The organism is Azorhizophilus paspali (assembly GCF_043587585.2).
Taxonomy (GTDB): Bacteria; Pseudomonadota; Gammaproteobacteria; order Pseudomonadales; family Pseudomonadaceae; genus Azotobacter; species Azotobacter paspali.
This window is the reverse complement of record NZ_CP171449.1, coordinates 3,791,846-3,806,629: the sequence shown is the minus strand read 5'-3', so window position 1 is coordinate 3,806,629 and position 14,784 is coordinate 3,791,846. Positions and strand designations below refer to the sequence as shown.

Here is a 14,784-nt window from a genome sequence, read left to right as displayed (position 1 = left end):
ATCAGACCACCTCTCTGCACAGGAGCGACTCATGGCTCGACGTACACGCAAAGACGACGGCAGCCAGTGGACCGTGAGCGACAGCCGCGCCGTCTACGGCATCCGTCACTGGGGTGCCGGTTATTTCGCGATCAACGAGCGGGGCCACGTGGAGGCCCGGCCGAACCGCGTCGCCGACCGGCCGGTCGATCTCGTCGAACTGCTCGGCCAGTTGCGCGAGGCCGGCCTGTCGCTGCCGCTGCTGGTGCGTTTCCCGGATATCCTGCAGGACCGCGTGCGCCAGTTGACCGGTGCCTTCGATGCGAACATCGCGCGCCTCGGCTACCAGAGCGGCTACACCGCGCTGTACCCGATCAAGGTCAACCAGCAGGAGGCGGTGGTGGAGAGCATCATCGCCACGGCGAACGTCTCCATCGGCCTGGAGGCCGGCTCAAAGCCAGAGTTGCTCGCCGTGCTGGCGTTGGCGCCGAAAGGCGGCACCATCGTCTGCAACGGCTACAAGGACCGCGAATTCATTCGCCTGGCGCTGATCGGCCAGAAACTCGGCCACTCGGTGTTCATCGTCATCGAGAAGGAATCGGAAGTGCAACTGATCATCGAGGAGGCGGCCGAACTCCGGGTCGTCCCGCAGCTCGGCCTGCGCGTGCGACTGTCCTCGCTGACTTCCTCAAAATGGGCCGATACCGGCGGCGAGAAGGCCAAGTTTGGCCTCTCCGCGGCGCAACTGCTGCGCGTGACCGAACGCCTGCGCGACGCCGGGCTGGAGCAGGGGGTACGCCTCCTGCACTTCCATATGGGCTCGCAGATCGCCAACCTGGCCGATTACCAGGGCGGCTTCAAGGAGGCTATCCGCTACTACGCCGAACTGCGCGCCCTCGGCCTGCCCCTCGACCACGTGGACGTCGGCGGTGGCCTAGGCGTCGATTACGACGGTACCCATTCGCGCAACCCCAGCTCGATCAACTACGACATGGACGATTACGCCGCCACCGTGGTCGGCATGCTCAAGGAGTTCTGCGATGCCCAGGGCCTGCCGCATCCGCACATCTTTTCGGAGAGCGGCCGCGCTCTGAGCGCGCATCACGCGATGCTGGTGGTGCAGGTCACCGACGTGGAGCGCCACAACGACCAGTTGCCGGAGATCAACGATCCGCAGCGTCTGCCGGAGACGCTGTGCTGGCTGATCGAACTGCTCGGCCCGACCGATGACGAGATGGTCACGGAGACCTACTGGCGCGCCACCCAGTACTTGGGCGAATTGTCGCGCATGTATGCCGACGGCAAGCTGGGCCTGGCCGATAAGGCGCTCGCCGAGCAGTGCTACTACGCGCTATGCCGGCGTCTGCACGACTCGCTGAAGGCCCGCCAGCGCTCCCACCGCCAGGTACTCGACGAACTCAACGACAAGCTGGCGGACAAGTACATCTGCAACTTCTCGGTGTTCCAGAGCTTGCCGGACACTTGGGCGATCGGTCAGGTCCTGCCGATCCTGCCGCTCGACCGGCTTGACGAGGAGCCTCTGCGCCGCGCCGTGCTGCAGGACCTGACCTGCGACTCCGACGGCAAGATCAAGCAGTACGTCGACGAGCAAAGCATCGAGACCAGTCTGCCGGTGCACGAGCTGCGCGCGGGCGAGGAGTATCTTTTGGGCATCTTCCTGGTCGGCGCCTATCAGGAGATCCTCGGCGACATGCACAACCTGTTCGGCGACACCGACTCGGTGAACGTCTACCAGCGCGCCGACGGCAGCATCTACCACGCTAGCATCGAGACCCACGACACCATCGAGGACATGCTGCGCTACGTGCACCTGTCGCCCGAGGAACTGATGACCTACTACCGCGACAAGGTGGCCGGCGCGCCCATCAGCGCCCGCGAACGCGCCCAGTACCTCGATGCCCTGCGCCTGGGGCTGACGCGCTCGTCCTACCTGTCGGGCTGAGCGCCGCTTTCGGTGGGAAACCGCCGCGCGGGTTTTCCACGAGATAGCCCACCCTGCGATCCGATCGCCCGTACGCAGGGTGGAAAACGGCCGCGGCCCTCCCCGCCAGGCCGGATCGGCTTAGAGCCTGTTAACACTACTCCGCGCGGCCGCGACGGAGCCTGTTTTTGCGCGCGGTTAGGCGCGAGCAGAGAAGTTTGGTCATGCCAAACGAACGACGAGCAACGACGCACCGCGCAAAAACAGGCCCGTCCCTGGGGGGCACGGCAAATGGCGCCATGCGTCGTTGCGGGACTTGGCAGGGGAATGCCATTCCCTGCGTCCCGCGCCTGGCCTGGCGCCATTTGGCGCAGCAACGCGGCTCGCGAGAGTAGTGTTAACAGGCCCTAGCCAGCGGCCTGTGCCGCCAGTCCCTGGCGCCACAGGCGCCGAGCGAAGGCCGCCATGCTCAGGGCGCGCAGCGCCATGAAGGCGAGGAAGGCCAGCCACAGGCCGTGGTTGCCGAGGCCCCGTAGCAGCCAGGCGAGCGGCAGCGCCAGGGCCACGGCGAACAGCATGGCATCGCGCATCTCGCGGGCACGGGTGGCGCCGATGAACAGGCCGTCGAGCAGGTAGCTCCACACCGCGATCAGCGGCAGCACGGCGAGGTAGTACAGGTGTTCCGCGGCCAGTTCGCGCACCGCCGGGATATCGGTCTGTAGGCGGACGAACAGCGGACCGCCGGCCAGGAAGAACAGCGCGAAGCCCAGGCTGGCCAGCAGCGACCAGAGCCCGGCGACCGCCAGCGAGCGTTGCAGGGTGGTGCGGTCGCGGCTGCCGATGGCATGCCCGCACAGCGCCTCGACGGCATGGGCCAGGCCGTCCAAGGCGTGGGCGGTGAGTAGCAGGCCGTTGAGCAGCAGGGCGTTGGCCGCCACCGTGGCGTCGCCGAGCCGGGCGCCCTGCACGGTGATCAGGAAGAACACCAGTTGCAGGAGCAGGCTGCGCAGAAAGATGTCGCGGTTCACCGCCAGCAGCGAGCGCCAGTTCGCCCAGCGGCGCAGGGCGTCCCAAGACAGCCGGCCGGGATACCGGCGCAGCGCTCGGCGAGCCAGCGCCAGGCCGAGCAAGGTACCGCTCCACTCGGCGATCACCGAGGCGCGGGCGGCGCCGGCCACGCCCCAGTCGAGGCCGAGGACGAACCACAAGTCGAAGACCAGGTTGCCCAGGCTGGTGACCAGCAGCATGGCCAGCGGCGCGCGAGCGTTCTGCGTGCCGAGCAGCCAGCCGATTAGGGCGTAGCCGGCCAGCACCGCCGGCAGGCCGAGCAGGCGGGTATGGAGGTATTCGCGGGCCAGCGCGTCGAGCGCCGCCGAGGGCTGCATCAGGCCGAGGGCGAACGCGCCGAAGGGCAGCGCCAGCAGGCTCAGCAGCAGGGCGAGGGCAAACCCGAGCAACAGGCTTTGCAGCAGCACCCGGCGCAGCGCGTCGCCGTCGGCGCGCCCGCAGGCTTGGGCGGCGAAACCGGTGGTGCCCATGCGCAGGAAACCGAAGGCCCAGGCGAGCAGGGTGAACAGACTGCCGCCGACCGCTACCGCGCCGAGCTGGTGGGCGTGGGGCAGGTGGCCGATCACCGCGCTGTTGACCAGCGTCACCAGGGGCTCGCAGAGGTTGGAGAGGATCATCGGCGTGGCCAGCGCCCAGACCCGGCGCTGGGTCGGTGCGTGGCGCCAGGCCTCGGCCAGGACGCTCACTGGATCAGCCAACTGAGGATCCAGACGCCCAGCAACAGGCTGATCGTCCCGCTGACGAAGGCGCGCCTGAGCAGCGCGCGTAGGCCGCCGGCCAGCAACAGCAGGCCGACGGCCAGGGCGACGAAGCCGAGCAGCGAGGGGTCCGTGCCGAGAGTGCGCGACAGGCCTTCGAGAAAGGCACTGCCGGCTTTGGCGATCGAGCCGAACAGACTGCCCAGTGTCTCGATGAGATAGCGGAGCACCTCGCCCAGGGTCTCACCGAGCCATTCGAAGAAGCTTTCCTCTTGCATTGCATTCCCCTGGCGAACGAAGAAAGGTGCCGGATCTCCCCGTGCGCCGGCGCAGCGCGGGGGAGGGCCGGGCAAGAATAACGCGCCGTTCAGCGCAGCAGCAGCAGGGGCGTCAACGAGGTGTGCAGCAGATGGCTGGTGGTGCTGCCGAGCAGGAAGCGGCGCAGCCGCGAATGGCCGTAGGCGCCTATCGCCAGCAGGTCGATGGTGCGCTCCTGCTGGTAGGTGTGCAGCACCGGTTCGACCCCGCCCTCGCGGATCGCCGAGATCACCAAAAAGCCGGCGATTTCCAGCAGCGCCTGGGCGTCGTGCAGGGCGGCACGGGTCAGGGCATTGTCCTCGCCGACCATCAGCAGATGCAGCGGCAGGCCCTTGACCAGCGAGCTTCCGGCCAGCAGGCGCACCGCTTGCTGGGCGGTCGGGCTGGCGTCGTAGGCGAGCAGCAAGCTGCCCGGCGCCTTGAAGTCGTCCGGCACGATCAGGATCGGCCGGGCCAGGGTCTGGGTCACGCTTTCCAACTGGCTGCCGATCGGCTGGCCGGTGTGCTGGCGGCTGTCCTCGCCCTGGCGGCCGATCACCAGCAGATGGATGTCATCGACCATCTCGGTTAGGGTTTCGAGCAGCCTGCCATGGCGCTGGCAGAGTTCCGGCGTTTCCAGGCCGGCGGCGACGGCCCGCTCGCGGGCCGCCTCCAGCACCGCCTGGCCATACTCCAGCGCCACCGTGGCGCGCCGCTCGTCGAGCCAGGCCAATTCGTCGAGCAGATGTTCGCGGCTGCCCAGACCGGTGGCGCCGCCGAGGTCGCCCGGTCCCGGATAGCGCCCGCGGTCCAATACGTGCAGGAAGGTCAGCGGCAGGCCGAGGCGCCGGCAGGCCCAGATGGCGCCGTCGCAGACCGCCGCGGTGGACGGAGAACCGTCGATGCAGGCCAGTATCCGTGTCATGGGGTCGCTCCTTTTTTCTTCTGTATTCCCCGAGTGTTCCCTCGGGCATCCGGTTTGTCGTGCAGGGCGGCGCGGCGGTGGCGCCGGCCTGCCGAGTCGTGGCTTGAGAACGGGCGCAAAAAGGGTCGATGCCGGCGCCGGTTCGGTGTCGCGGAGGCATCCTCGAATCCGCTCGACGGATCGAAAGGATACCTGCCCGGTCGGCCCTTGGGGGGCTGATTATCATTCTGGCCGATCCGCCCCGCGGGGCAGGCAGGCGGGGAGCGGTGCGGCGGATTTCCGGCCAGGTGGCGCGCAGCCCCCGGCAGGAGTGATGGGCATCGCTATCCGGGGCCTCTCCTTGGCTTTGTTATTGGCGAATGAGGTTTTTTATCGTTTGCGAATTGATAGCTATGGCCCCGTGCCATGACTGCGACGAGGCTCATGAGCCTTCCCTGCGGGCGGTTCATGAATTCGTAAGCTCTTCTTTGTATTAGCTTTCGGTAAAAGATTTGTGGCAGCGCGTCGCGCGCCGCTCCTGTAACGTGACCGGGAGCAAGGCAATACTGCTGAATCTTTAGTAAGGCCGCCGGCGAAACCATGCCGCCGGGGTGCAGACTCGGGTCACGACCCCGTTCCGCTGTGAGCGCACTCAACCATGATTGCAACTGCCAAGGGGCTGCTGGGACGGCTGCCGACAATACGTCTAGGGATCTGGAGCTCTCTTTTGCTGGGCCTGTTGCTGGTGCAGCAGGTACACGACAGGCATCTCGACGAGCGCCTGTATTTCTGGGCCAAGAGCCTCTGGCTCGGGGCCTGCGCCAAAGGCCTCGACTTTTGCCTGCCGGACTACGAGGTGCGCCTTGAGGCGTTACCGGTCGTCGGTGTGCGCAACAACCTTTCCGGGCTGACCTATGACAGTACGCGCAAACACCTGTGGGCGGTGATCAACAATCCTGAAGAACTGATCGCCCTGAGCACCGGGGGTGAGGTGCTGGCGCGCTATCCGCTGCACGGTTTCAAGGATGTCGAGGGTGTGGCCTACCTGGGCGGAGATCTGCTGCTGCTCACCGAGGAGCGCGAACAGGCACTGGTCGCCGTGCCGGTGCCGGGCGCTCCCGGCGCCCTGAAGCGCCGGGACTACCGGTCGCTGACTTTAGGCCTCGACAACCCCGACGGCGACAATCGTGGTTTCGAAGGCGTCGCCTACGACCGTGACGGCGATCGCCTATTCGTGGTCACCGAGCACTCGCCGCTCAAGCTCTACGAAATCCGTGGCTTCAAGGCCAGTCTGGCCGGCGACTTCAACCTCCGGGTGCTCGACCGCTCCGACTGGCTGCACGATGGCTTCTTCGGGACCGGAGGCACTTCCCTGGCTTCGCTGGAGTACGACGAGGACAGCGATCACCTGATCCTGCTCAGCGACGAGTCGCGGCTGCTGGCCGAAGTGGACGGGCAGGGCGATACGGTCAGCCTGCGCTCCCTGTGGCGCAATTCCGCCGGGCTCAAGGAGAACGTCCCGCAGGGCGAAGGCCTGGCCCTGGACGAAAAAGGCCGGCTCTACATGATCAGCGAGCCGAATCTGTTCTACGTCTTCGAGCGCGAGGATTGATCCAGCCAGTGCCGACGCGCCGGTCGGGCGTGCGAACTTCGCTTGTCGAGAGCCGAACTCCCAGCGGCGGAGTACCGCAGGTCCTTGGCTGGACTTGCTGAGTCTCTTGACTAGACTCGCCGCGAGCGCCTCTACGAAGGCGAAGAGGCGCCGCCCCAAATTCCACGGAGAATAGGAAAATGAACAGGTATGGCGCGGAGTTTCTCGGAACCTTCTGGCTGGTACTCGGCGGCTGCGGCAGCGCGGTCCTCGCGGCGGCCTTTCCGCTGGCCGGCATCGGCGACCAGGTCGGCATCGGCTTGCACGGCGTCGCTCTGGCGTTCGGCTTGACGGTATTGACCATGGCTTTCGCCATCGGCCATATCTCCGGCTGCCACCTGAACCCGGCGGTATCCATCGGCCTGTGGGCCGGCGGGCGTTTCCCGGCGAAGGATCTGCTGCCCTACATCGTTGCCCAGGTGCTTGGCGGGATCGCCGCGGGCGCGGTCCTCTACGTAATCGCCAGCGGCACCGCCGGTTTCGATGTCACCAAGGGATTCGCCTCCAACGGCTACGGCGCTCATTCGCCGGGTGGCTATTCGCTGCTGTCGGCACTGGTGACCGAGGTGGTGATGAGCCTGTTCTTCCTGCTGGTCATCCTCGGCGCCACCGACAAGCGCGCTCCCGCCGGTTTCGCCCCGATCGCCATCGGGCTGGCCCTGACGCTGATCCACCTAATCAGTATCCCGGTGACCAACACCTCGGTGAATCCGGCGCGCAGCACCGGCGTCGCGGTGTTCGCCGGCGGCTGGGCCATCGCCCAGCTCTGGCTGTTCTGGGTCGCGCCCATCGTCGGGGCGCTGCTCGGCGCCGCCACCTACCGGCTGATCGCCGAGGAGCCCGGCCTCGCCAGCCAGCCGGCGCGCGGCTGAGCGAGGCGTCGGGGGCTTTGCGCGCCCTCGGCTTTCCCCATCGTCATCCTTCGCCTGCCTGCCTTCGCGCTCCAGCGAGACGGGCCATCTATGCTGTTCGAAAGGCCTTATTTCGCAGGAGAGTGAGATGAACAAGAGCGGCCTGAAATTGCGTGGCGTCAATCTGGGCAGTTGGCTGGTGCTGGAGAAGTGGATGGTGCCGAGCCTGTTCGAGGGCTTGGCGGCCACCGACGAAACCACCTGGTGCGCTGAACTGGGCGAGCGGGCCGGCGAGCGCTTGCGCGCCCACTGGAATCGCTGGATCACCCGCGACGATTTCGCCTGGCTGGCCGGGCGCGGCCTGAACGCCGTGCGCATTCCGGTCGGCCACTGGATCTTCGGCCCCGACTATCCCTACCACCCGAGCTACGGTGAAGCACGCCATCCCTTCGTCGAAGGCGGCATCGCGGTGCTCGACCGCGCCATGCAATGGGCTGAGGAGCACAAATTGCGCGTGGTGCTCGACTTGCACGCCGCCTCGGGTTGCCAGAACGGCTTCGACAACGGCGGGATCAAGGATGTCTGCGAATGGCACACTCGTCCCGAGTACCGCGAGCATTCGCTGTCGGTGCTGGAGCGCCTGGCCGAGCGCTATCGCGAGCACCCGGCGCTGCATGCCATCGAGGTACTCAACGAGCCGCGCTGGGACGTGCCCACCGACTATCTCAAGGCCTACAACCTGGACGCCTACGCGCGCATCCGTCGGCACTGCCCGCCCGAGCGGGTGGCGGTGGTGTTCCACGACGGCTTCCGCGATTTCCGCGAATACCTGGGCTTCATGCAGGAACCGGAATACCGCAACGTGATCTTCGACATCCACCGCTACCAGTGCTTCGATCGCGGCGACATCGACATGGACATCTACGGCCACATGAACAAGGCCGCGGGTATCTGGAAGGCCGAGGCCGACGGCATTATCACCGAGCTGGGGTTGCCGACCATCTGCGGCGAATGGAGCCTGGGACTGGACCTCAAGGTGGTATCGCTGTGGGCCGAGGGACCGTTCAACCATGCCCTGGAGCACATGGACACCTTCCAGGAGAACGTCGCCTACCGCGGCTACGCCGCCGCCCAATTGGCGACCTTCGAGAAGTACCAGGGCTGGTTCTTCTGGAACTACAAGACCGAGACCACCCCGGCCTGGTGCTTCCGCGCCTGCGTCGAGCGCGGCTGGCTGCCCTCATTCTTTGCGTAGCGCGCACAGTTCGCTGGCGCAGGAGAGAAAGCGCGGCTCGGCCTGGCGGTTGAGGATCAGCTTCCGCGTGTGGTGGGGTTCCAGCCCAGGGTGGAAGCTAATGGTCAGCAGGGTCGAGTCGGGCAGTTCGCGACAGAGCATCTCCAGCATGTAGTCCTCGCCCTTGGGATCGAAGGCGTCGGTGGCTTCTTCGAGGAATACCCAGGGCGGCTGGTGCAGGATAAGCCGGGCGATGCCCAGGCACTGCTGGGCCCGCAGCGGCAGCACCCGGCTCCAACTGTCGATCTCCGCGAGGCGCGGGGCCAGCCAGGTCACCCCAGCGCATTCGAGCGCGTGGTGCAGTTCCGCCCGGCTGAAATAGCCGGGTTCGCGCGGGTAGCTGAGCACTGCTTCCAGGCTGCCGTCGGGCAGGAAGGGGTGCTGCGAGAGGAACACCACGCCGGCGTCGTCGGGCAGCAGGATCTTGCCGTTGCCCCAGGGCCAGAGGCCGGCCACCGCCTTGAACAGGCCGATGGTCACCGCCGGGTCGCCGGCGATCAGTACCCGTTCGCCACGGCGGATAGTGGCGTCGAGGCGTTCGACCAGGATCTCACCGTCCGGATTGGCCAGGCACAGGTCGCGGAACACCAGTTCGTTGGCCCGCCCGTGGCCCAGCTCGATGCGGTGCTCCACCGGCAGCCGCTCGCGTTCCTCCAGTTGCAGCATGTCGTTGTAGAGGCTGGCCACCCGGTCCGCCGAAGCCTTGCACTTGGCCAGTTCGCTGAGGTTGTCGATCGGCCAGGACAGCGCCGAGGTCAGGCGCTCGAAGGCCTGCGCCGCCTGCATCAGCACACCGAGGCTCATGGTGCCGGCGATGTACTGCGGCGCCGCGACCAGGATCGGAAACACCGGCAACAACGCCCCGTAGCCGGCGGAAAAGGACACGATGCCGAGGTAGCCGACAGTCTGCCGGTTCCAGCCCTGGCCGACGTCGGCGAACAGCCGGCCGGCGTAGGCGCGCTCGATGCCCTCGCCGTGCATCAGGGCGATCGACTCGGAGTTCTCCCGGGCCCGCGCCAGGCCGAAGCGCAGGTTCGCCTCGACCGTCTGTAGGCGATTGGTGGACTGGGTCAGCGGGCGGCCGAGCAGCAAGCCCAGCAGGCTGCCGCCGCTGGCGTAGAGGAAGGCCAGCAGTACCAGGAAGCCAGGGATGACGATGTCGGTGCCGGGTAGCGTTAGGCTGCCGGAAAGCTTGAACAGGATATCGACGAAGGTGCCGAGGATCAGCAAGGAGAAAGCCAGCGAATGGGCGAGGGTGATCGCGTTCTCGGTGGCGATGCGGATGTCCTCGGCGATGCGCCCGTCGGGGTTGTCGTGTTCGCCGCTGGTGAATTGCAGCTTGTAGTGGTGGGCATGCGTCAGCCACTGGTCGAGCAGCTTCAGGGTCAACCATTGCCGCCAGTCGAGCTGCAAGCGGCGCTTGACGTGCAGGTGCAGCGCGGTGACCAGCATGGTCAGAGTGAAGATCAGCGCGAAGGTGGCGATCTGCAGCAGCAGGGTGTCGAGCGAGCGCGCCTCCAGTGCGTCGAACAGTTCGCGGTGCCAGTAGCTGGTCCAGATCGCCAGGCCGACCTGGGCGAGGGTCAGCAGCAGGAGCAGGCCGACGGTGCCGCGCACCAGCCACTTGCGCTCGCTGTTCCAGTAGGGTTTCACCAGATGGACGAACTGCCATCTCAGCGGCAGGAGAGGCGGATTGCTCTGGCTCATCGGCATTCGATCCCCGCTCGGTCCGGCCGGGCTCCCGCGCGGCCTGGTCGGCGCCGTGGCACGTATGCGGGGTGCATCCCCTGTACCGGCCGCCGGGCGCTCGCCGACAAAACCATTTGCCGTTCGCAGAACGACATCCCTTTCACCTCCGCTGTCAGTTGGAGGCGCGACCCCCGCCGCAGGTACTACGACATGCCTCATGTGACTGCCGGCGGCCAGCGTCGTCGCCTCTGCCGTCCGTTGCCCCTGCCTGGGAAGAACCGTTCCGGCACGGGCGGACGCCATCCTGCCATGGCCGATAGACATAGCGTAGCTCGTGGCCGGCCGGCCAGTCGGGCAGGGTGCTGCCGGCTGTCGTGGAGGCGGACGATGCACCGTCTGCAAAGGTGCCCAGGCGACCAATCGGGATGCGGCGCACAAACAGGGATGTTGTCGCAATCATCGGTTCCGCCACTGGTCTGGCATCGCACGGGAAGAGGAGACAACGCATGCACAGGATTCCCCGGAATAAGGGGCTGGACAGCACACTGGCTCTGTTGCACGACCCTTATCGGCTCATCGCCAGGCGGTGTCGTCTCCATGGCTCGGATCTCTTCGAGACTCGCCTTCTGCTGCAAAAGACCCTCTGCATGAGTGGCGCCGAAGCGGCCCGCCTGTTCTACGACCCCGAACGCTTCGTGCGCCAGGGCGCCATGTCGCCCTGGCTGCAGAAAACCCTGTTCGGCGTGGGCGGGGAAGGGCTGGACGGCGAGGCGCACCGGCACCGCAAGCACATGTTCGTCGCACTGCTCATGGATTCCGAGCGGGTCGCCCGACTGGTCGAGACGGTCCATGGCCAATGGCAGACCTACGCGCGAGGCTGGGAGAGGATGGAAAAGGTGGTGCTTTACGATGTGCTGCAGGACATGCTGACCTGGGCGGTATGCGCCTGGGCCGGGATTTTGCTGGCCGAGGAGGAGGCCGGACCGCGTGCGCGAGATCGCTCTTTTGTTCGACTACGCCGGATCGGTGGGGCCGAAGCAGTGGCGTTCGCGTCTGGCACGCAGACGGAGCGAGGCCTGGATAGGCGCGCTGGTCGAGTCGATCCGAGCCGGCCGACGGCCGCCTCCCGCCGAGACGGTCGCCCAGATGATTTCCTGGCATCGCGGGCTCGATGACAACCTGCTAAAAGCGCGAGTGGCCGCCGTCGAACTGCTGAACATCATCCGGCCGGTCGTGGCGATCGTCGTCTATCTCACCTTCGTCGCCCATGCATTGCGCCGCTATCCGCACTGCCGGGATGGCCTCCGCTTCAAAGATGCCGAATATGGGAGTGGTTCGTGCAGGAAGTGCGTCGCTTCTATCCCTTCTTACTGTCCGTGGTCGCGCGCGTGCGGAGGACTTCGAGTGGAGGGGCTACGCCTTTCCCGCAAGTAGGCGGGTGATGCTGGACCTGTACGGTACCGATCATGACGTCCGGCTCTGGCAAGCGCCGGAGACGTTTCGCCCGGAGCGCTTCGGTTCCCGCGAGTGCGGTCCTTGCGATTTCATTCCCCAGGGCAAAGGCGAGCATGAGAGCAACCGTCGCTGTCCGGGCGAGCAGATCGTGATCGAAGTGATGAAGCTGGGCGCAAAGGTGCTCGCGCGACAGTTTTCCTACGTGGTGCCGACGCAGAACCTCGAGATCGACTTTCGCGACGCCCGGCATTGCCGAAAAGCCGGTTCGTCATCAGCGATGTCCATGGGGCTTCCTGAGACGGCGTCCTGTCCGGTTCGCCGCCATGGACTGGGCCACTCATACGCTATAACTTCCGGTCGGCACCGCGGCGCGCATCGTCCGCGGCGACGGATCGAAACCCGTCGCGCCTTCCCGGTGCTTCGACCTCCACTGCCGAAAAGCAATCTTCATGTTCGGTTATCTACGCGTGTCAGTCATCGGCCTGTGTGCCTGTCTCGCCGTAGCGGCCCAGACCGCTACTTCTTCTTCGGCGCAAGGCCGGCAGGAGCATATCCATCAGCAAGGGCATAAGGTGATGCCTTTTTCCCTTGAGCGTACCCTGCATATCTTTCGCATGACCGAAACCGGTGGCAGCATGCAGGTCGTCATTCGCAAGCCGGGCGTGGAAGACCAGTTGCAGAGCATCCAGCGGCATCTCCTGCACATGCGAGCGCGTTTCTCCAGCGGCGACTTCTCCACTTCGGCCAGCCTGCACGGCGCGGACATGCCGGGGCTCAAGGAGCTGGAGGCCGGCGCCTCGCGCATGAAGGTTTCTTACCTGCCCTTGCCCAACGGTGGCGAAATCCGCTTCGAGGCCGGCGACATCGGCATGATCACCGCCATCCACCGCTGGTTCGGCGCCCAACTGTCCGAGCACGGGGCGGATGCGCTGGCGCAGTAATCGGCATGGATGATTAAGGGGCTGGCATGGATTGCCGATAGCTATGCATCCGCCGCATACGTTCGCGGTGCGCCGCCGACACTCCGATTCAATCCGAGGAGAGAGCATGTCCGACCTGAACGATCCCCGAGTGCTGTTCGCCGCCGAGCGGACCCTGCTGGCCTGGAACAGGACCGGCCTGGCGCTGATCGCCTTCGGCTTCGTGGTGGAGCGTTCCGGCCTGCTGGTCCGGGCGCTCGCCCCCGACAGTCCGGCTGCGAAGGATTCGGTCACCACCTTCTGGCTGGGGCTGGCCTTCATCGCGTTGGGAGCCTTTGTCGCCGTCTATTCGTGCCGGGAATACTTGATGGTGTTGAGAACCCTGACGCCCGTCGAATATCCGCCGGGTTACAACGCCCGTTGGGGGATCGCCGTGAATCTGATCGTCGCGCTGCTCGGCGGTGGTTTGGCGCTGCTTCTGTATTGGCGTTGAATCGCGCGTGATGGCGCCGGGCGCCTGTGCTGAGAGGGAGGACGGAGATGGCGAAGCATGCGGCGATCGTTCGAGGACTGTACGCGGCCGGTTTCGCGCTCGCGCTTTGCGCGGGCGTTGTCGCCGGCGGGGAGCCGGGCGGCGGCGGGATCGTCGATGCGGCCGCTCCGCCGGCGGACATGACGTTCGAGGAACTGCATCACCAAATCGAGGCGCTGATCCCGCCGGCGCAAGCCATCGACGAGGGGAGCGCCGCCTTCAACGAGGCCCTGGCGCAGACCGGGGCACCTGTCCTTCAGGAACTGATCGTCCATTCCCGCGACGAGGCGCTGCGCAATGGCGTGGACCCCATGCCGCCGGACGTCCGCCGCCAGCTTGCGGGCTTTCTGCCGGAGCAGGTGCTGGACGCGGTGCGTTACCGGGTGCAAGGCGGCGACGATTTCAGCCTGCAGTGGAACCTGATCCGCTATGGCGAGGCTCGCGCTATCACTCTCGATCACGTCGTGGTGTTCAAGGACGCCGGCGACGCGCTCTACAACCCGACGCTCTGGGCGCACGAACTGACCCATGTCGAGCAGTACCGGCGCTGGGGCGTTCCGGAGTTTGCCATCCGCTACCTGCGCGACTACGAAGCCGTGGAGCATGAAGCCTACGAGGCCGAGACACGCTATGTGGCCTGGGCGAAGCTGCGCGACGGGCAACGGCTGGCGGCCGTCGGCGAGCCGGAAACGGGTCGTTTGCCCACGCCTTTTCCAGCGGCCGGCAGCTCCAGCACCTGCGGCACGGCCGCGGCTACCTGCCGGATCGAGGGTGCCGGCCCGGTCGGCACGCCCTGCTGGTGCAACTTGCCGGCAGGCGCGGCCGCGGGCTCGCTGGTTCCCGACCTGCCCGCCGCGCCGCCAGCCAACGCCTGCCGCAGTACAGGCGGTATCTGCCCCCTGGGCAGTGAAATCGCAGCGGGTTCGCCCTGCACCTGCGTCACTCCCGAAGGCCGCTTTCCCGGCACCGCTGAGCCGCGGAGTTTGGGTGACCGCTGTGTGACCCACAGTGGCGCCTGTACGCTGTCCAGGCCCCTGCTCTCCGAGGAGGCCTGCCATTGTCCGGGGGCGGCGGGAACGGTGAAGGGACAAGTGCCCTGATGATGAAATAATGTTTCTGCCGGCTCTGCCTTGCAAAAGGAGAGCAATCCTGCCGGGACTCCGGCCGGTTGAGGGCAAAGGGTTGCGGTGTCGAGGGAAAAAGAGAAGAAGTCGTAAGCGAATGGGTCGAGGTGTGCGAATATTCGGTCGATTTCTTCGAGTGGGGCCGAACGATCGCCTCGATTCGCCCGGTGAGCGAGCAATGCTGGGCATGGAGTTGGCATCTGTGGAGTACGGCCGGTCACTTTCGAGTGCGATGGCCTATTGGTATCCAGAAGCCGATAAGTTGAAAAAGTAAGGGCTGAGGTTTCGAACCTTTTGAGGTGTCGGTGGCAATGGAATTGTAATGATATAAAATGAGTTCGCACGTCTCGAACTCGATTACCGACTCGGTGCTAAGGCGA

At 66.0% G+C, this 14,784-nt stretch carries 14 protein-coding genes; 10 read left to right on the top strand and 4 right to left on the bottom strand.

Annotation, left to right across the window (positions count from 1 at the left end):
* The first annotated feature begins 31 nt into the window (after positions 1-31).
* The gene (speA, locus tag ACGI6K_RS18390) at positions 32-1,942 is read left to right on the top strand and encodes an arginine decarboxylase (RefSeq protein WP_376949074.1); all 1,911 of its coding nucleotides are present in this window, start codon (positions 32-34) and stop codon (positions 1,940-1,942) included.
* Positions 1,943-2,328: 386 nt separating this feature from the next.
* Here speA and ACGI6K_RS18385 read toward each other — a convergent pair whose 3' ends face one another.
* From ACGI6K_RS18385 to ACGI6K_RS18375, 3 genes are all read right to left on the bottom strand, one after another.
* Positions 2,329-3,675 carry an MATE family efflux transporter gene (locus tag ACGI6K_RS18385; protein ID WP_376949160.1) on the bottom strand — a complete coding sequence of 449 codons (1,347 nt, stop codon included), beginning with the start codon at positions 3,673-3,675 and terminating at the stop codon, positions 2,329-2,331.
* Positions 3,672-3,965, bottom strand: a complete 294-nt coding sequence (locus ACGI6K_RS18380; RefSeq protein ID WP_376949072.1) for a hypothetical protein — start codon at positions 3,963-3,965, stop codon at positions 3,672-3,674. The genes ACGI6K_RS18385 and ACGI6K_RS18380 overlap by 4 nt, the downstream gene beginning before the upstream one ends.
* A gap of 89 nt (positions 3,966-4,054) precedes the next feature.
* Positions 4,055-4,909: a universal stress protein gene (locus ACGI6K_RS18375; protein WP_376949070.1), complete on the bottom strand. Its 855-nt coding sequence runs from the start codon at positions 4,907-4,909 to the stop codon at positions 4,055-4,057.
* Between the two features lie 637 nt (positions 4,910-5,546).
* On the opposite strand from ACGI6K_RS18375, the gene ACGI6K_RS18370 reads away from it, so the two are divergent.
* The 3 genes from ACGI6K_RS18370 (at position 5,547) to ACGI6K_RS18360 (ending at position 8,645) form a co-directional block, all read left to right on the top strand.
* Entirely contained in the window at positions 5,547-6,500 is a 954-nt protein-coding gene (locus ACGI6K_RS18370; protein WP_376949068.1) for an SdiA-regulated domain-containing protein, read from the top strand.
* Positions 6,501-6,679: 179 nt separating this feature from the next.
* Complete coding sequence (gene aqpZ / locus ACGI6K_RS18365) at positions 6,680-7,411, top strand: aquaporin Z (protein ID WP_376949066.1); 732 nt, start codon at positions 6,680-6,682, stop codon at positions 7,409-7,411.
* Positions 7,412-7,538: 127 nt separating this feature from the next.
* Positions 7,539-8,645, top strand: a complete 1,107-nt coding sequence (locus ACGI6K_RS18360) for a glycoside hydrolase family 5 protein (protein WP_376949064.1) — start codon at positions 7,539-7,541, stop codon at positions 8,643-8,645.
* On the opposite strand, the gene ACGI6K_RS18355 is transcribed toward ACGI6K_RS18360, so the two are convergent.
* On the bottom strand, positions 8,631-10,391 hold the full coding sequence (locus ACGI6K_RS18355) for an ABC transporter ATP-binding protein/permease (protein ID WP_376949062.1): 1,761 nt from the start codon (positions 10,389-10,391) through the stop codon (positions 8,631-8,633). The genes ACGI6K_RS18360 and ACGI6K_RS18355 overlap by 15 nt on opposite strands.
* Before the next feature lie 488 nt (positions 10,392-10,879).
* On the opposite strand from ACGI6K_RS18355, the gene ACGI6K_RS18350 reads away from it, so the two are divergent.
* The 6 genes from ACGI6K_RS18350 (at position 10,880) to ACGI6K_RS18325 (ending at position 14,380) form a co-directional block, all read left to right on the top strand.
* Positions 10,880-11,548, top strand: a complete 669-nt coding sequence (locus tag ACGI6K_RS18350) for a hypothetical protein (RefSeq protein ID WP_376949060.1) — start codon at positions 10,880-10,882, stop codon at positions 11,546-11,548.
* Positions 11,520-11,807, top strand: coding sequence for a hypothetical protein (locus ACGI6K_RS18345; RefSeq protein ID WP_376949164.1), 288 nt, complete (start codon positions 11,520-11,522; stop codon positions 11,805-11,807). Before ACGI6K_RS18350 ends, ACGI6K_RS18345 begins: the two co-directional genes overlap by 29 nt.
* Positions 11,689-12,399, top strand: coding sequence for a cytochrome P450 (locus tag ACGI6K_RS18340; protein WP_376949158.1), 711 nt, complete (start codon positions 11,689-11,691; stop codon positions 12,397-12,399). Before ACGI6K_RS18345 ends, ACGI6K_RS18340 begins: the two co-directional genes overlap by 119 nt.
* Before the next feature lie 4 nt (positions 12,400-12,403).
* Entirely contained in the window at positions 12,404-12,769 is a 366-nt protein-coding gene (locus tag ACGI6K_RS18335) for a hypothetical protein (protein ID WP_376949058.1), read from the top strand.
* 106 nt (positions 12,770-12,875) lie between these two features.
* Positions 12,876-13,241: a YidH family protein gene (locus ACGI6K_RS18330; RefSeq protein WP_376949056.1), complete on the top strand. Its 366-nt coding sequence runs from the start codon at positions 12,876-12,878 to the stop codon at positions 13,239-13,241.
* A gap of 47 nt (positions 13,242-13,288) precedes the next feature.
* Positions 13,289-14,380 carry an eCIS core domain-containing protein gene (locus ACGI6K_RS18325; protein WP_376949054.1) on the top strand — a complete coding sequence of 364 codons (1,092 nt, stop codon included), beginning with the start codon at positions 13,289-13,291 and terminating at the stop codon, positions 14,378-14,380.
* Positions 14,381-14,784 lie beyond the last annotated feature (404 nt).